Raw genomic sequence first — 20,517 nt, 5'->3', positions numbered from 1 at the left:
TTCCTAGAGCGGGCACAGGTGCCTTCCCTGTCGAGGACACCAGCCTTCCCCCTGCTGAGCGCATCTCTCACGCTGGAGGCTCCGATCCTGTGTTGATCTCCTGCCCGGGACGTCCCATCACCATTAACCCACCTAATCCGGCCTTACACGGAGCCAACGCGGCAATGTCAGCCTGCGGGAACGGCAGGTCTCAAGACTCGTTCAAAAACCACAGCACCGAGCTATCCCCTTGGAAGCTAGAAGCTTCTTCACGATTGGCTCTGGCACCGCAATGTTGGCTATGGTATTTATTTTGTCGAAGTCCGGGAATACGCGCAGAGGTCCCTCAACTGAGGGCGATCGTCGCTCCCAAAATGTTTCACCGGGTAAGGAAGGTGATCTCCCAGCGAGGTTGTGATGCCCAACTCCATCGTCGTGCTCCACGGGGACCAGACCGGAGAAGAACTCCTGGCTCAGGCGCTCCGGGTCCTTGATCCTGACGTTATCGGCCTCAGAGTCAGCTTCCAGCATTTCGATTTGAGCCTCGGCAATCGACGCGCGACCCACAACCGGGTCGTCGAAGAGGCCGCTGCTGCCATGGCGGCGGCTGGTTATGGATTGAAAGCCGCCACGATCACTCCCGAAACGACAGGAGACGTCGGCAGCCCGAACACGATCGTGCGTGAGCGAATCAACGGGAGCGTCATTGTCCGCACCGGGCGACGCATTCCGGGAATCACTCCCGTCGGTGGCATCCACGGACCGATTGCGGTGATTCGTATGGCCGTCGGTGGGGCATATGGGGCAAAGGAATGGCGCGAAGGAGAAGGGCTCCAGGAAGTAGCCTATCGGACGGAACGGATAACGCGGTGGCACTGCCGTGCGGTCGCTGAATATGCATTCCATCACGCTGAGAAGCTCATTGCCAAAGTCTTCGGCGGTCCCAAATACACCGTCAGCCCGATTTACGAAGGCCTGCTGAAGGAGGAGATGGACGCCGCAGCCCGCCGTCACCCCAACATCCGTTACGAGCCTCAATTGATTGATGCAACGTATGCACTGCTGCTGGCTCATTCCGGTGAGGCGCTCGTCATCCCCGCTCTGAATCGGGATGGCGACTGCCTAAGCGACCTGGTCTTGCAACTGTTCGGTTCCATCGCCGGATCGGAATCGCTTCTTCTCAGCCTAGACCAGGACTGGCGTGTCCGTGTCGTCATGTCGGAAGCCCCGCACGGTACGGCGCCCATGCTGTTCGGCAAGAACCTCGCCAACCCCATGGCTATGATTCTGGCTGGCGCCTCAGCGCTTTCCTATATGGGCAAACCGGAAGCCGTCGTTGCACGTGCCGTTGAAAACTCAGTCTTCGAGGTGGTCTCGGACGGCATACGGACAGTCGATCTACAGGGACGGGCGACAACCACGGAATTTACAGACGAAGTGATTCGCCGTGTCAGGAAGAAGCTGGAGTAGGGTTCGATAAGAAGGGTCAAAAGAAGTGAGGCTCAGCACCTTTCGGTGGATTAGGGTTACCCCACCCGGCTGATTGAAAAGCACAGCGCACCAAAAAAGGTTGAGAGGTCTGAAAAGAGCGCTTGTACCATTTGACGGTGTTCAGCGGATTGTTGGTTTGGCCTCTATTCCAACCCCTGTTCCGCCAGTTCGATCGCCTTCATCATGGCGCGGGCCTTATTGCAGGTTTCTTCGTACTCATGTTCTGGGTTCGAGTCGGCGACGATGCCAGCGCCGGCCTGGATGAAGGCCCGATGCCGAGAGACAACGACCGTGCGGATATTGATGCACATATCCATATTCCCTGAAAACCCGACATAGCCGACGGCGCCGGCGTAGGGTCCGCGCCTGGTCGGCTCAAGTTCCTCGATGATTTCCATCGCTCTGATCTTAGGGGCACCGGACACGGTACCGGCGGGGAAGCAGGCCTTCAGCACATCATATACCGTCCGGTTCGCACGCAGCTTGCCTGTGACATTCGAGACCATATGCATGACGTGCGAGTATCGCTCGACATTCATCAATGACTCGACCTGGACGGACCCCTGTTCAGCCACACGGCCAACATCGTTGCGTCCGAGGTCCACCAACATGATATGTTCAGCCCGTTCCTTGGCATCGGCAAGGAGACGGCGTTCTAACTCCGAGTCCTCATCCAACGTCGCGCCACGCCGTCTGGTGCCGGCAATGGGGCGTACCGAGACAAGCCCGTCCTCACAACGCACAAGAATTTCGGGAGACGAGCCCACAAGTTCAACACCAGCCAGCCTGAGGTAATACATGTACGGCGACGGATTCACGAGTCGCAAGGCCCTATAGAGTTGAAACGGGGAAGCCTGGAGATTCGTTTCCCATCGCTGCGACAGGACGCACTGAAAGATATCCCCGGCACTGATGTATTCCTTGGCGCGAGACACCATTTTCTCAAAATCCGCCCTGCTCATGTTTGCGGTAAACCGAATTGGAGCGCGGCGACGCTTCGGCCTGACACGCCTCAGAGGCCGCCGGATTCTCGCAATCATCTCTTCAATCCTGTCTGTCGCTTCACGATAGGCGGCGCGAACGTCCCTGTCCGATGTTGACTTCACGTGCGCATTAGCCACGACTTTGATTTTCTGCGAGACGTTATCGAAAATGAGCAGCGTCTCCGTCAGGAGAAAGGCAAACTCCGGTGGATCGAGGCGGTCCTTTCCGCGAGAAGGAAGATCCTCAAATGTCTTGACGATGTCATAGCCGAGGTAACCGACGGCTCCACCCACGAAGCGAGGCAAATCCGGAACGGTCACGGTGCGATAGGTCTCCATGATTTCATGGAGACGGTCCAGTGGCGCTCCTCGACTAGGGATCCGACGGCACTCCGAGCCCTTCTTCAGGCAAAGATCGCCACGATCTTCGTAGATGACGAGCGGAGACCCACTCCCAAGAAATGAGTATCTGGCCCACTTTTCTCCCCCTTGAATACTTTCCAACAGATAGGCCGAAGGACCGTGGTCGATCTTGTCAAAGGCTGAGACCGGAGTATCATGGTCCGCCAAGACTTCACGGAATAACGGAATGAGATTGCCCTGCTTTGCGTACGAGCGAAACTCATCCAGCGTGAGTGAATAGGTCGCGGTTCGCATGTCGTTCCGCTTACTCTGCTCCTACCTGGAGCTTCTGTCCGATCTCGACGATGTCATCCGGCAGATTATTCAGCTTCTTCAGCTTATCGACCTCAATTCCATACCGCTTGCTGATGCTGAACAGGGTTTCCCCAGGCTTCACCACATGCACAGTTCCCGCTGCTACCTTAGACGGAGGAGGCGGCTCGGTCACAGCCACCATCCCCTTGTCCGGCAGAATGGCTCCCCCACGACCGCCGGAAGCAGCTTTCGGCGGTTCAGCTTTTTTCGGTTTGGCTGAAGGAGAATGGCCTTTCCGCTGCATATCCTCCAAGGCTTTTCGTTCCAGCAGGGTCGCTTCCCGGATCGCTTCGGTCTCTTCTTGGAGCCGTGCCATCTGCTCTCGTGTCATTTGCACCTGAGTAGACAGCTCACGATTCCTCGCCTCATATTCAGCCAGTTCAGCCTTGGTATGCCTGATTTCGCTGTCGAGCTCAGCCGTCCGCTTTTCTTCCTGAGCGAGCAGGCGTTGAAAATTCAGACTTCTGGCTTTTTCTGCGTTGTACTTTTCCTCTAACACGACACACCCACTGACCAGCAAACCAGTACAGAGCAGTACTCCCACTAAAGGAATCCTCCGCACACGCTCACAGCCCTGCTGCTCTCCCTTCTGCATACATCCTCCTTTGCCCAGGCTTTCTGCTGACTTCAGACCTGCCGAAGAGATTCTTAGAATAGTGGCCACGGAAGCGAAAGTCAAAGCGGCGTATTGAGTCATCTAAAATCTTACCGGGCCACCGATCGTTGCGTCATTTGTCAATCTTACCCTCCGGGGCCGCATGGTGCGGGCCCAGAGGAGGGGGCCGATGGAGGCAGAGCCGATGGCGCGACGGGCGAAGGGCGAGTATCTGCGAATCATGTGGCAGCGGTATCAACGAGCCAGTCGCTCGGAGCGCTCGGCGTTGCTCGACGAAGTGACGCGCGTGTGTGGGTATCATCGCAAATATGCGATCGGGGTGTTGCGCCAGCAGCGGCCGCCCCAGCCGCCGGTGCGCCGGGCGGGCCGACGGCGACCGACCTATGGCGAGCCAGTGATCCGCCTGCTTGCTGAGATCTGGCAAGCCGCCGGGTATCTCTGTGGCCAACGGTTGCAGGCCGCGATTCCGCACTGGCTGCCCTGGTTGAAACGGCGAACCACAGTCCCCCCGGCGCTGGAAGCCCAGCTTCGGCGAATCAGTGCCCGGCAGATCGACCGACGGCTAGGGGAACGGAAGCGCCGAATCAAGCGGCGGCTGTATGGGACGACGCGGCCAGGGTCCTTGTTGAAGCACCTGATTCCCATCAAAACGGAGCACTGGGACGTCAGCAAGCCGGGCTATCTGGAGATCGATCTGGTCTCGCATTCCGGCGCCTCGGCCGCCGGGGAGTTTCTGCACACGCTGGACGGGGTCGATATTCACACCACGTGGGTGGAGCGGCAGGCGGTGCGGGGCAAGAGTCGGCACGGGGTGGTGCAGGCCCTGACCATCATCGAGTCACAGCTCCCGTTCTCTCTGCGGGGCGTGGATTCCGACAACGGGAGCGAGTTTATCAACGACCATCTGCTGGCCTGGTGTCAGAAGCGGCCCACCGGTCGGCAGGTCCAGTTTACCCGCTCGCGGCCCTACAAGAAGGATGACAACGCGCATGTGGAGCAGAAGAACTGGACGCATGTGCGTAAGTTGGTCGGCTGGGAGCGGTACGAGAGTCGGGAAGCCTTGGCGGCGCTGAACGCCCTGTATGCGGACTTGCGGCTCTTTCAGAACCTCTTTCAGCCCTCCATGAAACTCGTGCGCAAGGAGCGCGTGGGCTCGCGACGGATTCGCCGCTATGATGCCCCACAGACGCCGTTCGAGCGGGTACGAGTGTGTCCAGCGGCAGATCCGGCGAAGGTCGCGGCCCTGCAGCGCGTGCTGGAGACCACGGATCCCTTCATCCTCTCCCAGCGCATTGATCAGCGCCTGGAACAGCTCTGGGCACTCGCCACACGGGCCAGTCGCACGCCGCGCGAGCCAGCGCCCCGGCCGCCGCAGCCTCGGGCGAGTACGCCGTGGCGTGGCTGGACCTTCAACCCCAATGTCCCGCGCCAGAACCAGACCCTACGCGGCACAGGACGCTCATAAGTGAGGCTACTCCGGCATGGACGCCAGGGCGATCGTTGATCCTGGGCCACATACAGCGGTCGATTTCCCAGACGGACCGCCCCAAAGATGCTCCTGTGTGCAAGGAGCGATGAGCCGCTCGGTAAGATTCACAAATGACCCAACGATCCCCCGGTAGGTAAGATTTTTAAATGGCTTGATAGGAGCGGACCAGACTGGTCGGGTTTGACCGTTTCAGGATCGCTATGCTAGGGTCGGCACAGCTCCGGCCGCTTTCCTCGTTCATGCCAAATGTTATCCCTCATTGCAGCCTATAGGATGATCGTCGAGGCTTCATCTCGTTAAGAACAGCGATGCGAAAGGATTCACTCTATGACGACGCTCCGTCCTCTTCCAGAGCCACTCGCTCGGAGCAAGAGCGGCTCGCTCAACTGAAGGACCAGATCAGGCATCACGATTATCTCTACTACGTCAAGGACCACCCTCAGATCTCCGATGGGGAGTACGATCGGTTGTTCCAAGATTTGGTCGCCCTCGAACTGGCTTACCCGGAGCTGGTCACCCCCGATTCCCCGACACAGCGCGTCGGTGCCCCTCCTCTGGACGAACTCGGCAAGGTACAACACGAACGGCCCATGTTGAGCCTTGATTCCTTGGTGAATTCTGAGGAGGTTCTGGCCTTCGACCAGCGGATGAAACGGGAGCTGAGCACGGATCAAGTCGAGTACACGGTCGAGCCAAAATTCGACGGTCTGTCGGTTGAAATAGTCTACGACCACGGGACGTTTGTTCGTGGTTCAACCCGTGGGGATGGCAATGTCGGCGAGGATATCACCATTAATCTTCGCACAATTCGATCGCTACCTCTACAGTTGCAGGCCGGCACGTACCCGGATCATCTAGCCGTGCGTGGCGAAGTGTACATGCGTCTCTCCGACTTTCATGCGCTCAACCGCCGAATGACCGAACGGGGGGACGACGCCTTTGCAAACCCACGCAACGCCGCCGCCGGCTCTCTTCGACAACTCGATTCGCAAATTACCGCCTCTCGGCCCCTTGTCGTCACTTGCTATGAAGTGATGGCGATGACCGGAAGCCATCCCCTGTCGCACTGGGCCGAATTGGAAATGTTGGCTGCCTGTGGACTTCCGGTCCCTACCCTTCGCCGACGATGCGAGACCATCGACCAGGTCCTGGCATTTCACCGGGAAACGGCAGAGCATCGCGAGAATCTCCCCTATGAAATTGATGGGGTCGTGGTGAAAGTCGATCGTGCGGATTGGCAGGCGCGACTTGGAATGAAATCCAGAAGCCCTCGTTGGGCCATCGCGTTCAAGTTTGCTCCTCGGAAGGAAATCACGGAGGTACATGACATTGCCATCTCCGTCGGCCGGACCGGAACCTTGACTCCTCTCGCCCTACTGAAGCCGGTGGAGGTGGGCGGGGTTACCATCAGCCGAGCAACCCTACACAATGCCGATGAGGTGGCTAGAAAGGACATCCGCATAGGCGACAGGGTGCGAGTCGAGCGCGCAGGGGATGTCATTCCAGCGATCGCTGAGCGTATCCCCGTCTCGAATGAAGTCAGGTCAGACCCTTTCCATATGCCGTCTCACTGTCCGATATGCGGTTCTGCCGTGGCAAGAGAGGGTGCCTACTTCTACTGCACAGGCCAAGCCGCCTGTCCAGCCCAACTGAAAGGCGCCATTGAACACTTCGCGTCCAAGGCCGCGCTCAATATCGACGGACTGGGTAAGAAAACGGTTGCTCAATTGGTCGACCACGGCCTTGTGAAGAATCTCTCCGACCTGTATCGGCTGAGGCCTGAACAACTTCTTGAGCTCGAGGGTTTTGCGGAACGATCGTCGACCCTTCTCCTTGACGCCATCACTCGGAGCAAAAACGTCTCGCTCGACCGATTTTTGATGGGCCTGGGAATCCGGCAAGTAGGGCGACACGTCGCAAAAGTGCTCGCGAAAGAGTTCGGCTCTCTTGATGCCATCATGTCGGCTGACCGTGACCGTTTTCAAGAAATCCGAGAGATCGGTCCCGAAATCTCCGAAAGTTTGGTCTCCTACTTCCAAGAAAACTCGAACCGACGGGTCATCGACCAACTGCACGCCCTGGGCCTGTCGATCATCGACACGCCCTCATCTCAGAATCGGGCAGCGTTGCTTTTCTCGGGTAAGAGCTTCGTGTTCACCGGTGGATTGATGCGGCTGACGAGGGATGAGGCCAAGGCGTTGGTCGAACGGTTGGGCGCCACTGTGTCCTCCAGCGTCAGCAAGAAGACAAGCTACGTCGTAGCCGGCACAGACCCTGGCTCTAAACTCGATCTGGCTGCAGAATTAGGGGTGACGGTCCTTGACGAGAAGGCCTTCCTGGACTTGATAGAGCAACAGAGGGAGAGTTAGTCACACCGAGGCTTCGACCGGGACAGGCACTTTTTCGACTTTGAAAATTTGTACGCTTCGTATCGATCGCGGGTCCGCCTCATGGACCACCAGACGGCAATTCTCGATGCGGAGTTCTTCTCCTGCCCGAGGAATGCGACCAAGATTTTCCTGGATCAGCCCTCCGATTGTCAGGGCTTCATCGCCAAGCTCGACTTTCAAGAAGTCGTTCACCTTTCGAACTTCCGTCCGTCCATGGACCAGGATTTGGTTCTTTCCGATGCGTTTGATGAGTTCTTCCGTGATATCCGTTTCATCGACGATCTCACCCACGACTTCCTCGAGGAGATCTTCGAGCGTCACCAACCCCATGACGCCACCGAATTCGTTGACGACGACTCCCATATGCCGCTTTTCCTGCTGGAACTGCTTCATTAAGTCGTCCGCCGTTTTCCCTGCCGGGACGAAGAGCGGAGGATGGGCGATATCCCGAAGGCGCAAATCGGTTTTCCCTTTGGCCAACTCAGTCAGCGCCTTCGCCTTGTAGAGAATCCCCGTGATGTTATCGAGCATGCCGTCAAAGAGCGGGATTCTGGAATACTTGGAATTATAGAGCAGCTCTTGTGCTTCACTGAGTCGAAGGTTCCCATCGAGAGAAAACACATAGATGCGCGGCGTCATCGCATCTTCCGCCGTAATATCCTTCAGTTGAAACACGTTCTTGATCATTTTGACTTCTTCCGATTCTATTTCCCCGGCTTTTCCCCCTTGGTCCAGCATGATTTTCAGCTCTTCCTCAGTCACCAAGGGAAGCGTCAACCCCTTTCCCCCCGTCAAACTGTAGATCAGGGGGACGATCAGAAAAAGCAGAGGCCTCAACATGACCTGGACCCAATAGATAGGGTAGGCCATGTTCAGCGTGACGGGTACGGAGAACTTTGCCGCTAGAGTCTTTGGGATGACATCCACTGACACTAAGAGAACAAAGGTCAAGATACCGACCATGACCGCGATCGCTTCTTCGAATACACTCTTGCCCCCGTAGGCATTCAATGTGATGAAGGTGGCCAACATAGGTGTCGCAGTGCTGACGAGGCGGTCACCTACCAGAATGGTCGAGAGGAGCTTTTGGGGGTCGCTCCTCAATTGAAGGGCTTTGGCTGCCCGTTTGCTGCCGTTCTGCGCTAAGGCTTTCAGGCGAGTTTCGTTGACCGAGAAGAAACCGATCTCGGCCGTTGAAATAATAGCGGATAACCCTATCAATCCTAAAAGGATGAGGATGTCCATCGCAATCGTATATTAGGGACGTTGAACCAGTATGGCTGGCCTGATGAAAAGTCGAGCGTCTCGCAGCAGAGACCACTCGGCCCACCCTTCAGCGGATCGTAAGATTAGGAAAGCCTGACCGCTTAGAATAGACTTCACAACTGATAGGTTTATCACAGAGATCACACGCAAGCAAGTCATCCAAGAAATGTTGTTTAAAAATCAACCAGTTCCAACTGATCCAAGACGCCGACCCTTCAGTGTTTAGCCATCGTCCTGAACAACAAACGATTGTAGACTTAACGTACGATCAAGACGAGCCGAAGCCACCTGAGCTTCCGGTTCAGTCAAGATTCAACCAGAAGCGCCCTGCGGCGTGGCACTCCGCGGACGTACCCTTGTCAGATCGGGCCATCCGAAATCTGCAACCATGGCTCATCGGGACATACCTAAGGTCGGCAGGCACCATCTGCAGCTCTACCTGGCCGAGTTCGCATTCCGGCAGAACCGCCGGAAGACACCGATGGCTGCGTTTCAGACGTTGCTCGGGATCGGCAGAACGCACAGCCAAACGTCGGCCGCGTTACCCGCCACGCACGAAAGTTGTCTCAATTCACAATCAAAAGATGCCCCACCGTATGAGACATCCTGACTTAAGCGGAGAAGCAAGTGACTGCTTGACGCATAAACCGGAGCGCCACGGCTGCCGTGAGCAACAGAACCAGACCAAGTCCGATAAGGCTTTGCGCCGGGCCGACGGCGTCGGCAATCCACCCAAATCCGGTCATGCCGGCCATAGCAGCGGCCATCGATCCCGTGCTGAACGTCGTGAGCACACGTCCCATGAGGTGTGCTGGGGTGGCCTCCTGCAGCAGGGTCCACACAACGGGATTCATGACCGCCGTGCTGCCTCCGACAACAATGACCACCGCAGCAGCGACCAGCGGTGTTTCGAGCAGACTAAGACTGCAGACCGCCAGGCCCCCCACCGTCATCCCACGGACGATGAGACGCAAGCGGCTATGCAGATCTCCGTGATATCGCCAGGCGAGCCAGGTGGACACAGCCAGCATACCGACCCCGAGGCCGGACCAGAGCCAACCCAGCTGAACGGGACCGACCTGGAGAAACTCTTTCGCATACACCGGCAGAATAAAAACAAAGGCGCTCGCACCCAGGTTGTACAAAGCCGAGATTATGACCAGAAGAAAAACCGTAGATTGCGTGCCGAAGACAAATCGAAATCCTACTTTTAGGTCGTCGAGTACGGAGGCGGATATGCTACAGGCCTCTTCGGCAATCTTGAGCGTTTCATGAAACCGCATAGGGATGAGACAAAGGGCCGATATGAAGAAGGTGGCCGAATTTACATACAAGACATTCTCCGCGCCTATCATCGCGATGAGCACGCCACTGATTGCCGGCCCCAGCAACAACCCAATGTTATTCGTGCCTTGGATCAAGGCATTCGCCGTCACCAATTCAGACGGACGGACCAAGCGCGGGACAGCCGACACCAAGGCCGGTCCAAAGATGGTCGAGACGATCGATGTCAAGAAGATCAAGACATACAAGCCTTCTAGAGAGAGGAGGTCGAGAGCGAATAAAGCCGGGATGAGAAAGGTCATGACGGTGCGAATCAAGTCTACCCAGACCATCACGATCTTCTTCGGCAGGCGATCAAGAAAAACTCCGATCACTGGACCGAACAGCAAAGGCGGAACGGTTTGGAGCAATCCGACGATCGTCATTTTGAGGGCCGACCCGGTGAGGGTATACACGAACCAGAGTAAAGCGACTTTATTGAGACCTTCTCCAATTTGAGAGGTCATTTGACCCCACCAGAGCAACCCAAAGTTCCGGGTGCGGATCAGATACCAACCCCGTCTATCCTGTTCACCGCCACCTTCCACTTCCTTGCTCCTGGATAAGTGTTCGCTCATCGCATAGCCTTACTGAAGACATTAAAGCATTTCGATGAGAAGGGAAGGCTCGGAATGACCCTAGTTGAGCTCGGACAAATAGTCGGTTCAAAAAGGATTTTTGTCCTGCGAGACGGTCACATTGGGCGTTGCAATAGCAGAGCAGGCCTGCTATCGGTGCCAAACCTAAAAAAGGTGGGTGTCCTTTCATCAACATCGATCTAGGAATCCGTCGCTTGTTGGGTGAAAAATGAACAGATTCTTCTCCTTCATGCATGCCTGATTTAGGCACGGAACAATGCCCTCCAATCCTAACCCTAAGAAAATCTTATTGGAGGAGACCTTGACTCTTCCTCAGGATCGGTGGCAGTCTGTGCGCCCGATGACCATCCATCCTCGACGGACCATCGGGATGTCCTGGAAAAGCGGCCTGATGTTGCGACAGCCCACCTATTTCGTTCAAGCACTCTGCCTCACCATGATCGCCGTCCTAGTGGGCTGTAGCACACCTTCGCTCGATATGGCCGGAGGCCCCATTGTACCGGCTGGGCCGGACGGGGGGGTCGTGATCGGATCCGTTCTTGTGCAAGCGGAGCAGGATGCGCCCGACTCCTGGTTTAACCAACTTTTCGGTCGTAAAGCGGCTGGGTTCACGTATCAATTTGAGATTCTGAGAGTGCAGGCCACTGATCCGAAAGGCAGGCACCCCTACCTAGCTCGGTATGAATTAGATGCAAAACCGGGAGAGGAGCGGATCTTCGTCGCGCGCCTACCGGTTGGCACCTATCTATTCAAAACATTTCACCATGAAGGGTTGTCGGCTATGGGGGGCGACGTGGGCGTGAACTTTTCGGTTGCGCCTGAGACCACGGTCTATATCGGGCGCCTGGTTCTGGATCTCCCCGGACGCGTAGCCATGGGGACGTCGTACACTTACCAGGTGCAGGACGCGCGCGAGACAACATTGGCTGTCATCCAGAACCAGTACCCTCACCTGAGCCAGCGGGTGGTGAATGCTCCGATGCAGACCAGATAAGGGACGGCACGTTCTCAAGGGTGGTATCCCTCGGGGTGCGGGATTCTGGAGTAGGCCTTCCATCTTACTATCGCAATGCACTCATAGTGAATGGGGGATTCAGGTATTGCTTCCTGCGTGCTGGACGACAGAGCGAACGAGCAGATACTGTACCGGGAGTAACCATGATTGACACATCTCGGTCACCGTGGTGCTTCATGCAACCAACCAAGGGCAACAACCGATGACTACTTGGACTACTTGCGGCCGACTCCGGCGTGGGTCTTTCTGCTTTTTTCTAGCCGTCAGCCTCACGCTGGCGGCGGGAGGCTGTTCCAAAGTTCCGCGTCAGTACATATGGATGTCTGAACGTGGCGCGACGCTCACAGATCTTATGGTTGATCCGCAAAAGTACGACGGGAAGGTGATACTACTGGGTGGGACCCTGATCGAAGAAGAAGCGAGCGAACAGTATCTCTGGCTGCGCCTGAGGAATCGGCCGCTGGACCAAGATTACGCGCCCCACCTTCCCGCCGATCTAGGCGGTGACGAAGCGGGATGCTACTGGGTGATGGTGGAGAAGAATAAGCTGCCTCAGACCTATCGCGGGTGGGGGCGGATGACAGTGGCCGGACGAGTGACCGGGACCACGAGATTCCAGACCGAGCCGGTGCTGGCACTGCTGTACGTGCAAGGGTGGGGGGTGGACGGCAAAGATGCTGGGGTCTGGGAGCATGTCGATCCCAATTATAGGCCCGCGGCTCCCGGAGGCATCAGTGAGTTCCCGAATGCACCCGGCGTCTCCCCGAAGCCTCGGTAGGTACCGGCGATAGGTGAAAGCGACTCGATACTCACTTTCCGGTGTGCCGACGTGAGTGGTATCCCTCCTGGTGCGGGATTCTGGAGTAGGCATTCCATCTTACTATCGCAATGCACTCATAGTGAATGGGGGATTCAGGTATTGCTTCCTGCGTGCTGGAAGACAGAGCGAACGAGCAGATACTGTACCGGGAGTAACCATGATTGACACATCTCGGTCACCGTGGTGCTTCATGCAACCAACCAAGGGCAACAACCGATGACTACTTGGACTACTTGCGGCCGACTCCAGCGTAGGTCTTTCTGCTTTTTTCTAGCCGTCAGCCTCACACTGGCGGCGGGAGGCTGTTCCAAAGTTCCGCGTCAGTACGTATGGATGTCTGAACGTGGCGCGACGCTCACGGATCTTATGGCCGATCCAGAGAAGTACGACGGGAAGGTGATGCTACTGGGTGGGACCCTGCTCGAAGAAGAAGCGAGCGAACGGTACCTCTGGCTGCGCCTGAGGAATCGGCCGCTGGACCAGGATTACGCGCCTCAGCTTCCCGCCGATCGGAGTGGCCTCGAAGCGGGATGCTACTGGGTGATGGTGGAGCAGAATAAACTGCCTCAGACCTATCGCGAGTGGGGGCGGATGACAGTGGCTGGACGAGTGACCGGGACCACGAGATTCCAGACCGAGCCGGTGCTGGCACTGCTGTACGTGCGGGGGTGGGGGGTGGAGGGGAAACATGCCGGGGTCTGGGAGCACGCCGATCCCAATTATATGCCCACGCCTCCCGGGGGGACCAAGTACCCGAATGCGCCCGGCGCCGCTCCGGGTAATTACAGGTACGGGCGACCGGGTATGTACCCGTGACGATAAGGGGAAGCGACCCGATACCCGCTTCCCGGTGCGCCGACGTGGGTGGTACCCCAGCGTACCGGCGATAACGCTGATAGAAGCATCCCGACCTTCGTGGTGTTTCGTGCGATCAAACCAAGGACGACAACCGATGACCACTTGCGGCCGACTCCAGCGGGGGTCTTTCTGCTTTCTTCTAGCCGTCAGCCTCACGCTGGCGGCGGGAGGCTGTTCCAAAGTTCCGCGTCAGTACATATGGATGTCTGAACGCGGCGCGACGCTCACGGATCTTATGGCCGATCCGGAGAAGTACGACGGGAAGGTGCTGCTACTGGGTGGGACCCTGATCGAAGAAGAAGCGAACGAACAGTACGTCTGGCTGCGCCTGAGGAATCGGCCGCTGGACCAGGATTACGCGCCCCAGCTTCCCTTAGATCGGAACGGCCCCGAAGCGGGATGCTACTGGGTGATGGTGGAGCAGAATAAACTGCCTCAGACCTATCGCGAATGGGGGCGGATGACAGTGGCTGGACGAGTGACCGGGACCACGAGATTCCAGACCGAGCCGGTGCTGGCACTGCTGTACGTGCGAGGATGGGGGGTGGAGGGGAAACATGCCGGGGTCTGGGAGCACGTCAATCCCAATTATGCGCCCGCTCCTCCCGGAGGCATCAGTACGGTCCCGAAGGCACCAGGCGTCGCCCCGAGACAACGGTAGGTACCAGCGACAAGAGGAAGCGGCCCGATACCCGTTTTTCGGTGGGTCTGCGCGGACGGAAAGTAGTGCAACGTCTCCCGAACGATGCCCTTGAGCTGCTCGTCAGAAGCCTATTGAAGAGCTTGGACCCCATATCATTCCCGGAGTCACGATCCTGATTGAGGCCTTGAACGCTCCGACCGTCTTGTCTGCCGACTTGTTCGATCATGCCCAACCATCACTTTTCATCAGAAAAGCTTAGCGGTCACTCCGACAAACGGCAGCAGGTAATTGACCCCAGCGTTTGGGTTAGCGGTACCGGCGTTGGAGATGTGGCTGAAGCGGACTCCAGCGTTCAGCGCCCATCGTTCCGTCAAATCATAGGTCACGCCCCCACCGCCCCAGGCCAGAAAATTGAAATTCGATCCCTGCTCGGGAATGCGGCCGTCGAAATTCGTCCAGATCGGGCCGCCACCGGCTTCGAGATAGGGCTTCACCCGGCCGAACGAAGCAAACGTATAGCCTACCTTCGGCGTGAAGCCAATGCCGTAGGCGCCGGTCGGTTGCGTGATCCCTAACACAGCCAACTCGGCCCCCAATGCAATCGAGCCACTCCACCATTTGGAGCCGATCGGATCAGTCAACTCAATTTGCCAGGAGGGATGCACGGCAACCCCATTCAACGTAGATGTCTGTCCCTCCATCACTCGAACCGGCAGCATTCCGCCGATCACCACGCCGACAGTCTGTTTTCCAACCGTCCTAGAGGATGGTTCTTCCGCAGAAACTGGCGGCAGCCAGATCAGACCTGCACACAACAACACCAGCACTGCGCGAAGATGATGGATGGACATCAATCTTGTCAGGTTAATCGTAATTCACGTGAAGCAAGGACTTTGATCATTGATGGACTGCAAGGGAGGTGAAGGAAACTATCTCGAATCATCACCCTGCTTCGCGGTAGCCGCAGTCCTGATTGCGGCATTGGACGCTTCGGCCGTCTTGCTTGCTGATTTTCTCAATCAAAAACGGGGCCTGGCAGGTCGGGCAAGCTTTGGGTACCGGGCGATCCCAGAGGGCAAATTCACACTTGGGATAATTACTGCAGGCAAAAAACGACCGGCCTTTGCGCGTCCGCTTCTGCACAAGATCACCACCGCAATCTGGTTGAGGACATTTGACGCCGAGAGCCATCGGCTTGGTCGTCTTACACTGGGGATAGCCTGAACAGGCGATGAACTTGCCGAACCGTCCGGTCTTCACTACCATTGGGCTTCCGCACTTGTCACAGACCTGATCGGTGGTGAGTTCCTGCTTGGGCACGATCTTGATGGTACCGTCCGGAAGCTTTTCAAAGTTTTGGGTGTTCTTGCAAGGGGGATCGTCCTTGTACGCAGGACAGGCGAGAAACTTGCCGTTACGGCCCCACTTGATCTCCATCATCCGTCCGCACTTCTCACAAGGAATGTTGGTCGGAGGTTCGACCGTGTCTTTGGGACCGGGAATCGTCTTTGCCCGTTCCATTTCTCTGGTGAACGGCATATAAAAATCGCGCACCGCCGCAACCCACTGTTTGTTCCCCTCCTCCACCTCATCCAGTTGTTCTTCGAGCTGTGAGGTGAAGTCGACGTTGATGAGTTCAGGGAATCCCTTCATCAGGAAATCGTTCACCGTTTTCCCGGTCTCCGTCGGGACCAAGCGTCCCTCGGTCTTTTCCACGTACTTACGATCCTGGATCGTAGAAATAATGGCGGCATAGGTCGACGGTCGCCCGATACCTTTTTCCTCCAGCTCCTTGATCAACAGCGCTTCGTTATAGCGTGGCGGCGGCTGGGTGAAATGTTGCTTTGACAACATACCCGGCACCGTCTGCCCCTCCTGCTCAACGAGCCGCAATTGTTCTCCTTCGGACAGAGCCGGCAGTTGGCGCTCGTCGTCGTCCGCCTCCTGATCAGCCTTGGGCTTCTGCGACGGCAACTCCTTATCGACACCCTCCATGTACACAATCGTATGACCGGGGAACTTCACGACCGTTCCGGTCGAGCGGAAGATATATCTACCTGGTGTTCCGAGCGGTGACGTATCGATCCGTGTCACATCCAAAATCGCCGGCACCATCTGCGACGCAATGAATCGGTTCCAAATCAGCTTGTAGAGATTGTACTGGTCTTGATCCAAGTACTGGCGGATCGATTCAGGGTCGCGTCCCGCTGAGGTCGGCCTGATCGCCTCGTGCGCTTCCTGCGCCGCCTTCGAGGTCTTGTAGACATTCGGCGTGCCCGGGAGATAGTCCGCCCCGAATCGCGATTGAATCAGCTCGCGCGCGTCGTTCATGGCTTCGGTGGAAATGCGAGGCGAGTCGGTCCTCATATAGGTGATCAGACCGGTCGCCCCTTCGGCGCCGATTTCGATGCCTTCGTACAACTGCTGGGCCAGCGTCATCGTTTTTTTCGGCGAGAAGTGCAGCTTTCGTGAGGCTTCCTGCTGCAACCGGCTCGTGATGAACGGCGCGACCGGATTGCGTTTCTTCTCACGACGCTCGATCGATTGAACGACGAATGTCTTCCCTTGAATCTCGCCGACGATGCGGCCGGCTTGCTCAGCGTTTTCAATCGAGGCCTCCTCACCGTTGATACTGTGGAGCTTGGCCTCAAACGCCGGTGGATTGGTTCCCGCCAACAGTGCGGTGATGGACCAGTACTCTTCGGATCGGAACGCTTCACGCTCCGCTTCACGCTCGCAAATCAGCCGCATGGCCACCGACTGCACACGCCCCATGCTGAGCCCTCGACGGACCTTGTTCCAGAGCAACTGACTGCCTTGATACCCCACGATGCGATCCAGCACGCGGCGAGCCTGCTGAGCATTCACGAGCTTCATATCGATCTCGCCCGGCGATTGCAGGGCGCGCTTGATGGCTGATTCCGTGATTTCATTGAACAACACCCGAAAGATCTTCCCATCCTTCCTTTTCTTCTTCGACTTGCCGAGCAGTTCTTGCTCAATGTGCCAGGCGATTGCTTCCCCTTCACGATCCGGGTCCGGTGCCAGAAAAACTTTGTCAGCTTCCTCGGCCTTTTTCTTGATCTCGGCCAACACCTTCGACTTGCCCTTGATGGTGACATACTGCGGTTCGAAATCGTTCTCGAGATCGACACCCAACTTGCTGGTCGGCAGATCCTTGATGTGGCCGACCGACGCCATCACGGTATAGCCACGTCCTAAATATTTGGTGATGGTCCTCGCCTTCGTCGGCGACTCAACGATGATCAACGATTTTCCCATAACGACTCCGTCTACCTCCCCAGAATGGTATCATCCGTACCAAATATCAGAGATTCGTGCAACTAGAATGGCAGTCGGCAACCGTCAGCGAGAGGTTAGGAAACGTAGGTGACGATAGGAAAGGACACCGACGACAAGGCTTACTGGCGATGTTCCTCACCTCTCATTCCTCACATGTGCAGGATGGTCAAAAAGGCCGTCGTTATCACCCACCCACCCCCGAGCTGCCCCTGGCAGCTCTTGCCCGGTGGTACGTTGAGGCCTTGAGCCATGCGAGAACGAAGCTGGCGGGCTTTTTCAACATCCTGCTAGAGACGGATGTATTGCTGCCCGGGCAGTTGGCGAATCCGTCCGTTCAATTCCAATGAGAGCAACACCGCCGACACCGCCGCAGCAGTCAGCCCAGTGCGCCCGATTATCGTATCAATGGATCGGGCTTCATAGGACAGGGCTTCGTACACCACTGTTTCCTCCTTCCCGAGCGGTGCACGCACTTCTATCAACGTGCTGTCAAGATGCAGTGTGGCACGTTGCCGAGCATCGACCTGCGGAAGAATCTCATCGAGAATGTCTTGAGCTCCTTCGATCAGTTTCGCCCCTTCCTTGATCAGGCGATTCGATCCTCGACAGGCTTCTTCCTTGAGGGAACCGGGTACGGCAAATACCTCTCGACCTTGTTCCAACGCCAGTTTTGCCGTGATCAATGAGCCGCTGTCGGTCGCGGCTTCGCCGACCAGCACGCCCAACGAAAGCCCGCTGATAATCCGATTCCTTCGCGGGAAGTGATGACTTTGGGGAGCAGCGCCGATCGGCAGCTCCGAGATAACGGCACCGCGCGATTCGATGTTCCGCCGGAGCGTGTGATGTTCCCACGGGTAGGTCCGATCGATGCCGCAACCGAGAACCGCGATCGTTCGCCCCTTACCCATCAACGCTCCACGGTGCGCCGCTGCATCGATTCCCCGAGCCAGACCGCTCACGATCGTCACTCCACATCCAGCCAGGTTCTTCGCAATCTCCTCCGTAATGACTCTTCCGGAGGAAGTCGCCCGTCGTCCACCCACAATCGCCACCGCAACCTCATCGCTCGGCGAGAAGCTCCCGCTCACATACAACAACGGCGGCGGGTCAGGAATGGTTTTGAGTCGAGCTGGATAGGATCGATCAAATACGGTGACCGTTTGGATCGCGAGGCGTTCAACCATCTTCACCTGGCGATCGATCTGTCGCCGGATACTCGACTCTGGCCCACGCCGCACGGATTCGGCCAATTCAGGACTGCAACCGCCAGTGATCAAGTCGTCAATCGTTGCACCAAGCACTGCGTCGGGGGTTCCAAACGCGTGAATCAACTTCAGAAGAGTGCGATCTCCGACACCATCAACGGCTTGGAGCGTGAGCCAAAAGGTCAAGGATGATTCATCCATGATCGCTCTCAATCCTCGGGAGGGAATCGGTTTCAACAATAGGGGGAATCCGGCGTGTAGAACATCCTCGCGACAAAGAGCGGCGGCCGTCGCGGCACTAGAGCACGACCAGATCGTACTGCTCAAGATGCAACTGATTGTCCGGTGTGACGATGATTTTCGCTGAACAGTCTCGCTCCAATACTTCCACTCCGTGGCGTTCCTCGTCCTGCAACAATTCTGCCACCGTCGGATGGGCTCCCACAATAATCCGTTGCTGATCGGCAGCCGGCTCAATCCGTCGGATTTCGCGGAAAATTTCGTACACCACGGTCGTGGGAGACTTCGTATATCCACGGCCGTCGCAGTAGCGACATGGTTCCGACAGCGAACGTAACAGGTCCTCCCGCACCCGTTCGCGGGAGATCTCGATCAAGCCGAGATCCGAAATCCTGGATATCCTCGTTCTCGCCTTATCCGACGCCATGGCTTCCACCAACGCATGGTAGACCTTATCCCGATTCTTCTCCCGCTCCATGTCGATGAAGTCGACAATGATGATGCCGCCGATTCCACGCAACTTCAGCTGATAGGCGACCTCTTTGGCGGCCTCGAGGTTGTTGCGTAAGATGGTCTCTTCCTGATCCCGTTTCCCCACGAACCGCCCCGTATTGACGTCAATCACAGTCATCGCTTCAGTATGATCGATCACGAGATAGCCCCCCGACTTAAGCCAGACTTTCCGGCTCAAGGCGCGTGCAATTTCCTGTTCCACCCCCAGATGATCGAACAAGGGCTCATCCTTATCGTAGAAATGAATCCGCGAGGTCTGCTCAGGAGAAAATCGCTGCACGAAGTCCCGAATGGCTTCGTATTCCTCTCGCGAATCGATCCACAGTCGATCTACCTTTTTGCCGAACAGGTCCCTCACGACACGGAAGCTCAGGCTCAAATCAGAATGCAGTAATGCCGGGGCGGGCATTTGTTCCCGCTTGGTCAAAATGTCTTGCCAGAGGACGTGTAGAAAGTCGACATCGGATCTTAACTCGTCTTCCTTAACGCCTTCACTGACCGTCCGCACGATATAGCCGAAGCCGGGGCGCCTAACACGGCGCATAATCTCCTTCAGTCGAGCCCGTTCTTCATCCCGCGGAATCCGCCGAGACACACCGATATGGTCAACGTTGGGCATAAAAACCAGGTACCGCCCAGGAAGTGAGACATACGTCGTCACTCTCGACCCCTTGGTGCCGATCGGCCCCTTCGAAATCTGGACCATCAACTCCTGCCCCTCACTCAGCAGCTGTTCGATCGGTTTCGCGCTCTGGCGCTTCGGCCGGAGCATCTCCGAATCTTTTTCGTCTTCCTCAGCCTCAACCAACATATCGCCTGGCTCTGCATCCACCAACAGATCGGAAACGTGCATAAACGCCGCTTTTTCCAAGCCGATGTCCACAAACGCGGCTTGCATGCCCGGCAACACCTTGGCAACCTTTCCCTTATAGATATTTCCGACAAAATCCTTATGCTTCGTGCGGTCTCCGAACAAATCGGTGACGACTCCACTGTCAAGCACGGCCACACGGGTTTCCTCCCGCGCGACGGTTATCGCAATCTCACTACCCATATTGACTCCTTTG

The 20,517-nt window shown here is 56.9% G+C and carries 15 protein-coding genes and 1 pseudogene; 8 read left to right on the top strand and 8 right to left on the bottom strand.

Annotated features, from left to right (window positions below; translation table 11 throughout):
* Positions 1-396: 396 nt before the first annotated feature.
* Positions 397-1,449 (top strand): isocitrate/isopropylmalate family dehydrogenase, encoded by a 1,053-nt coding sequence (locus P0119_15835; GenBank protein MDF0667525.1) that lies wholly within the window; start codon positions 397-399, stop codon positions 1,447-1,449.
* Positions 1,450-1,613: 164 nt separating this feature from the next.
* Here the strand turns inward: P0119_15835 and trpE are convergent, their stop codons facing one another.
* Both trpE and P0119_15825 read right to left on the bottom strand, forming a co-directional pair.
* On the bottom strand, positions 1,614-3,110 hold the full coding sequence (gene trpE / locus P0119_15830) for an anthranilate synthase component I (GenBank protein MDF0667524.1): 1,497 nt from the start codon (positions 3,108-3,110) through the stop codon (positions 1,614-1,616).
* Positions 3,111-3,120: 10 nt separating this feature from the next.
* Positions 3,121-3,765, bottom strand: coding sequence for a LysM peptidoglycan-binding domain-containing protein (locus tag P0119_15825; GenBank protein ID MDF0667523.1), 645 nt, complete (start codon positions 3,763-3,765; stop codon positions 3,121-3,123).
* Positions 3,766-3,955: 190 nt separating this feature from the next.
* Here P0119_15825 and P0119_15820 point away from each other — a divergent pair, with 190 nt between their 5' ends.
* Positions 3,956-5,251, top strand: coding sequence for a hypothetical protein (locus P0119_15820; protein MDF0667522.1), 1,296 nt, complete (start codon positions 3,956-3,958; stop codon positions 5,249-5,251).
* A 332-nt stretch (positions 5,252-5,583) separates the two neighbouring features.
* The gene (ligA, locus tag P0119_15815; GenBank protein MDF0667521.1) at positions 5,584-7,644 is read left to right on the top strand and encodes an NAD-dependent DNA ligase LigA; all 2,061 of its coding nucleotides are present in this window, start codon (positions 5,584-5,586) and stop codon (positions 7,642-7,644) included.
* Here ligA and P0119_15810 read toward each other — a convergent pair whose 3' ends face one another.
* Positions 7,645-8,910 carry a hemolysin family protein gene (locus P0119_15810; protein MDF0667520.1) on the bottom strand — a complete coding sequence of 422 codons (1,266 nt, stop codon included), beginning with the start codon at positions 8,908-8,910 and terminating at the stop codon, positions 7,645-7,647.
* Positions 8,911-9,296: 386 nt separating this feature from the next.
* Here P0119_15810 and P0119_15805 point away from each other — a divergent pair.
* A pseudogene (locus P0119_15805) lies at positions 9,297-9,541 on the top strand (transposase).
* 1 nt (position 9,542) lies between these two features.
* On the opposite strand, the gene P0119_15800 reads toward P0119_15805, so the two are convergent.
* Entirely contained in the window at positions 9,543-10,832 is a 1,290-nt protein-coding gene (locus P0119_15800; protein ID MDF0667519.1) for an MFS transporter, read from the bottom strand.
* Between the two features lie 322 nt (positions 10,833-11,154).
* Here P0119_15800 and P0119_15795 point away from each other — a divergent pair, with 322 nt between their 5' ends.
* The 4 genes from P0119_15795 (at position 11,155) to P0119_15780 (ending at position 14,207) form a co-directional block, all read left to right on the top strand.
* Positions 11,155-11,847 carry a hypothetical protein gene (locus tag P0119_15795; protein MDF0667518.1) on the top strand — a complete coding sequence of 231 codons (693 nt, stop codon included), beginning with the start codon at positions 11,155-11,157 and terminating at the stop codon, positions 11,845-11,847.
* A gap of 223 nt (positions 11,848-12,070) precedes the next feature.
* Positions 12,071-12,646: a Slp family lipoprotein gene (locus P0119_15790; GenBank protein ID MDF0667517.1), complete on the top strand. Its 576-nt coding sequence runs from the start codon at positions 12,071-12,073 to the stop codon at positions 12,644-12,646.
* A gap of 258 nt (positions 12,647-12,904) precedes the next feature.
* A complete protein-coding gene (locus tag P0119_15785) occupies positions 12,905-13,504 on the top strand; it encodes a Slp family lipoprotein (GenBank protein MDF0667516.1) in 600 nt (199 codons plus the stop codon).
* A gap of 136 nt (positions 13,505-13,640) precedes the next feature.
* Positions 13,641-14,207 carry a Slp family lipoprotein gene (locus tag P0119_15780; GenBank protein ID MDF0667515.1) on the top strand — a complete coding sequence of 189 codons (567 nt, stop codon included), beginning with the start codon at positions 13,641-13,643 and terminating at the stop codon, positions 14,205-14,207.
* A 227-nt stretch (positions 14,208-14,434) separates the two neighbouring features.
* Here P0119_15780 and P0119_15775 read toward each other — a convergent pair whose 3' ends face one another.
* From P0119_15775 to P0119_15760, 4 genes are all read right to left on the bottom strand, one after another.
* Positions 14,435-15,040, bottom strand: a complete 606-nt coding sequence (locus P0119_15775) for an acyloxyacyl hydrolase (protein ID MDF0667514.1) — start codon at positions 15,038-15,040, stop codon at positions 14,435-14,437.
* A gap of 91 nt (positions 15,041-15,131) precedes the next feature.
* A complete protein-coding gene (gene topA / locus P0119_15770; GenBank protein ID MDF0667513.1) occupies positions 15,132-17,471 on the bottom strand; it encodes a type I DNA topoisomerase in 2,340 nt (779 codons plus the stop codon).
* Between the two features lie 308 nt (positions 17,472-17,779).
* Positions 17,780-18,898, bottom strand: a complete 1,119-nt coding sequence (dprA, locus tag P0119_15765) for a DNA-processing protein DprA (protein MDF0667512.1) — start codon at positions 18,896-18,898, stop codon at positions 17,780-17,782.
* 97 nt (positions 18,899-18,995) lie between these two features.
* Positions 18,996-20,504, bottom strand: a complete 1,509-nt coding sequence (locus P0119_15760; GenBank protein MDF0667511.1) for an Rne/Rng family ribonuclease — start codon at positions 20,502-20,504, stop codon at positions 18,996-18,998.
* Between the last annotated feature and the right edge of the window lie 13 nt (positions 20,505-20,517).

It is taken from the genome of Nitrospira sp., from assembly GCA_029194665.1.
Classification (GTDB): Bacteria; Nitrospirota; Nitrospiria; order Nitrospirales; family Nitrospiraceae; genus Nitrospira_D.
The sequence above is the reverse complement of the archived record's forward strand: the minus strand, read 5'-3'. Positions and strand labels throughout refer to the sequence as shown.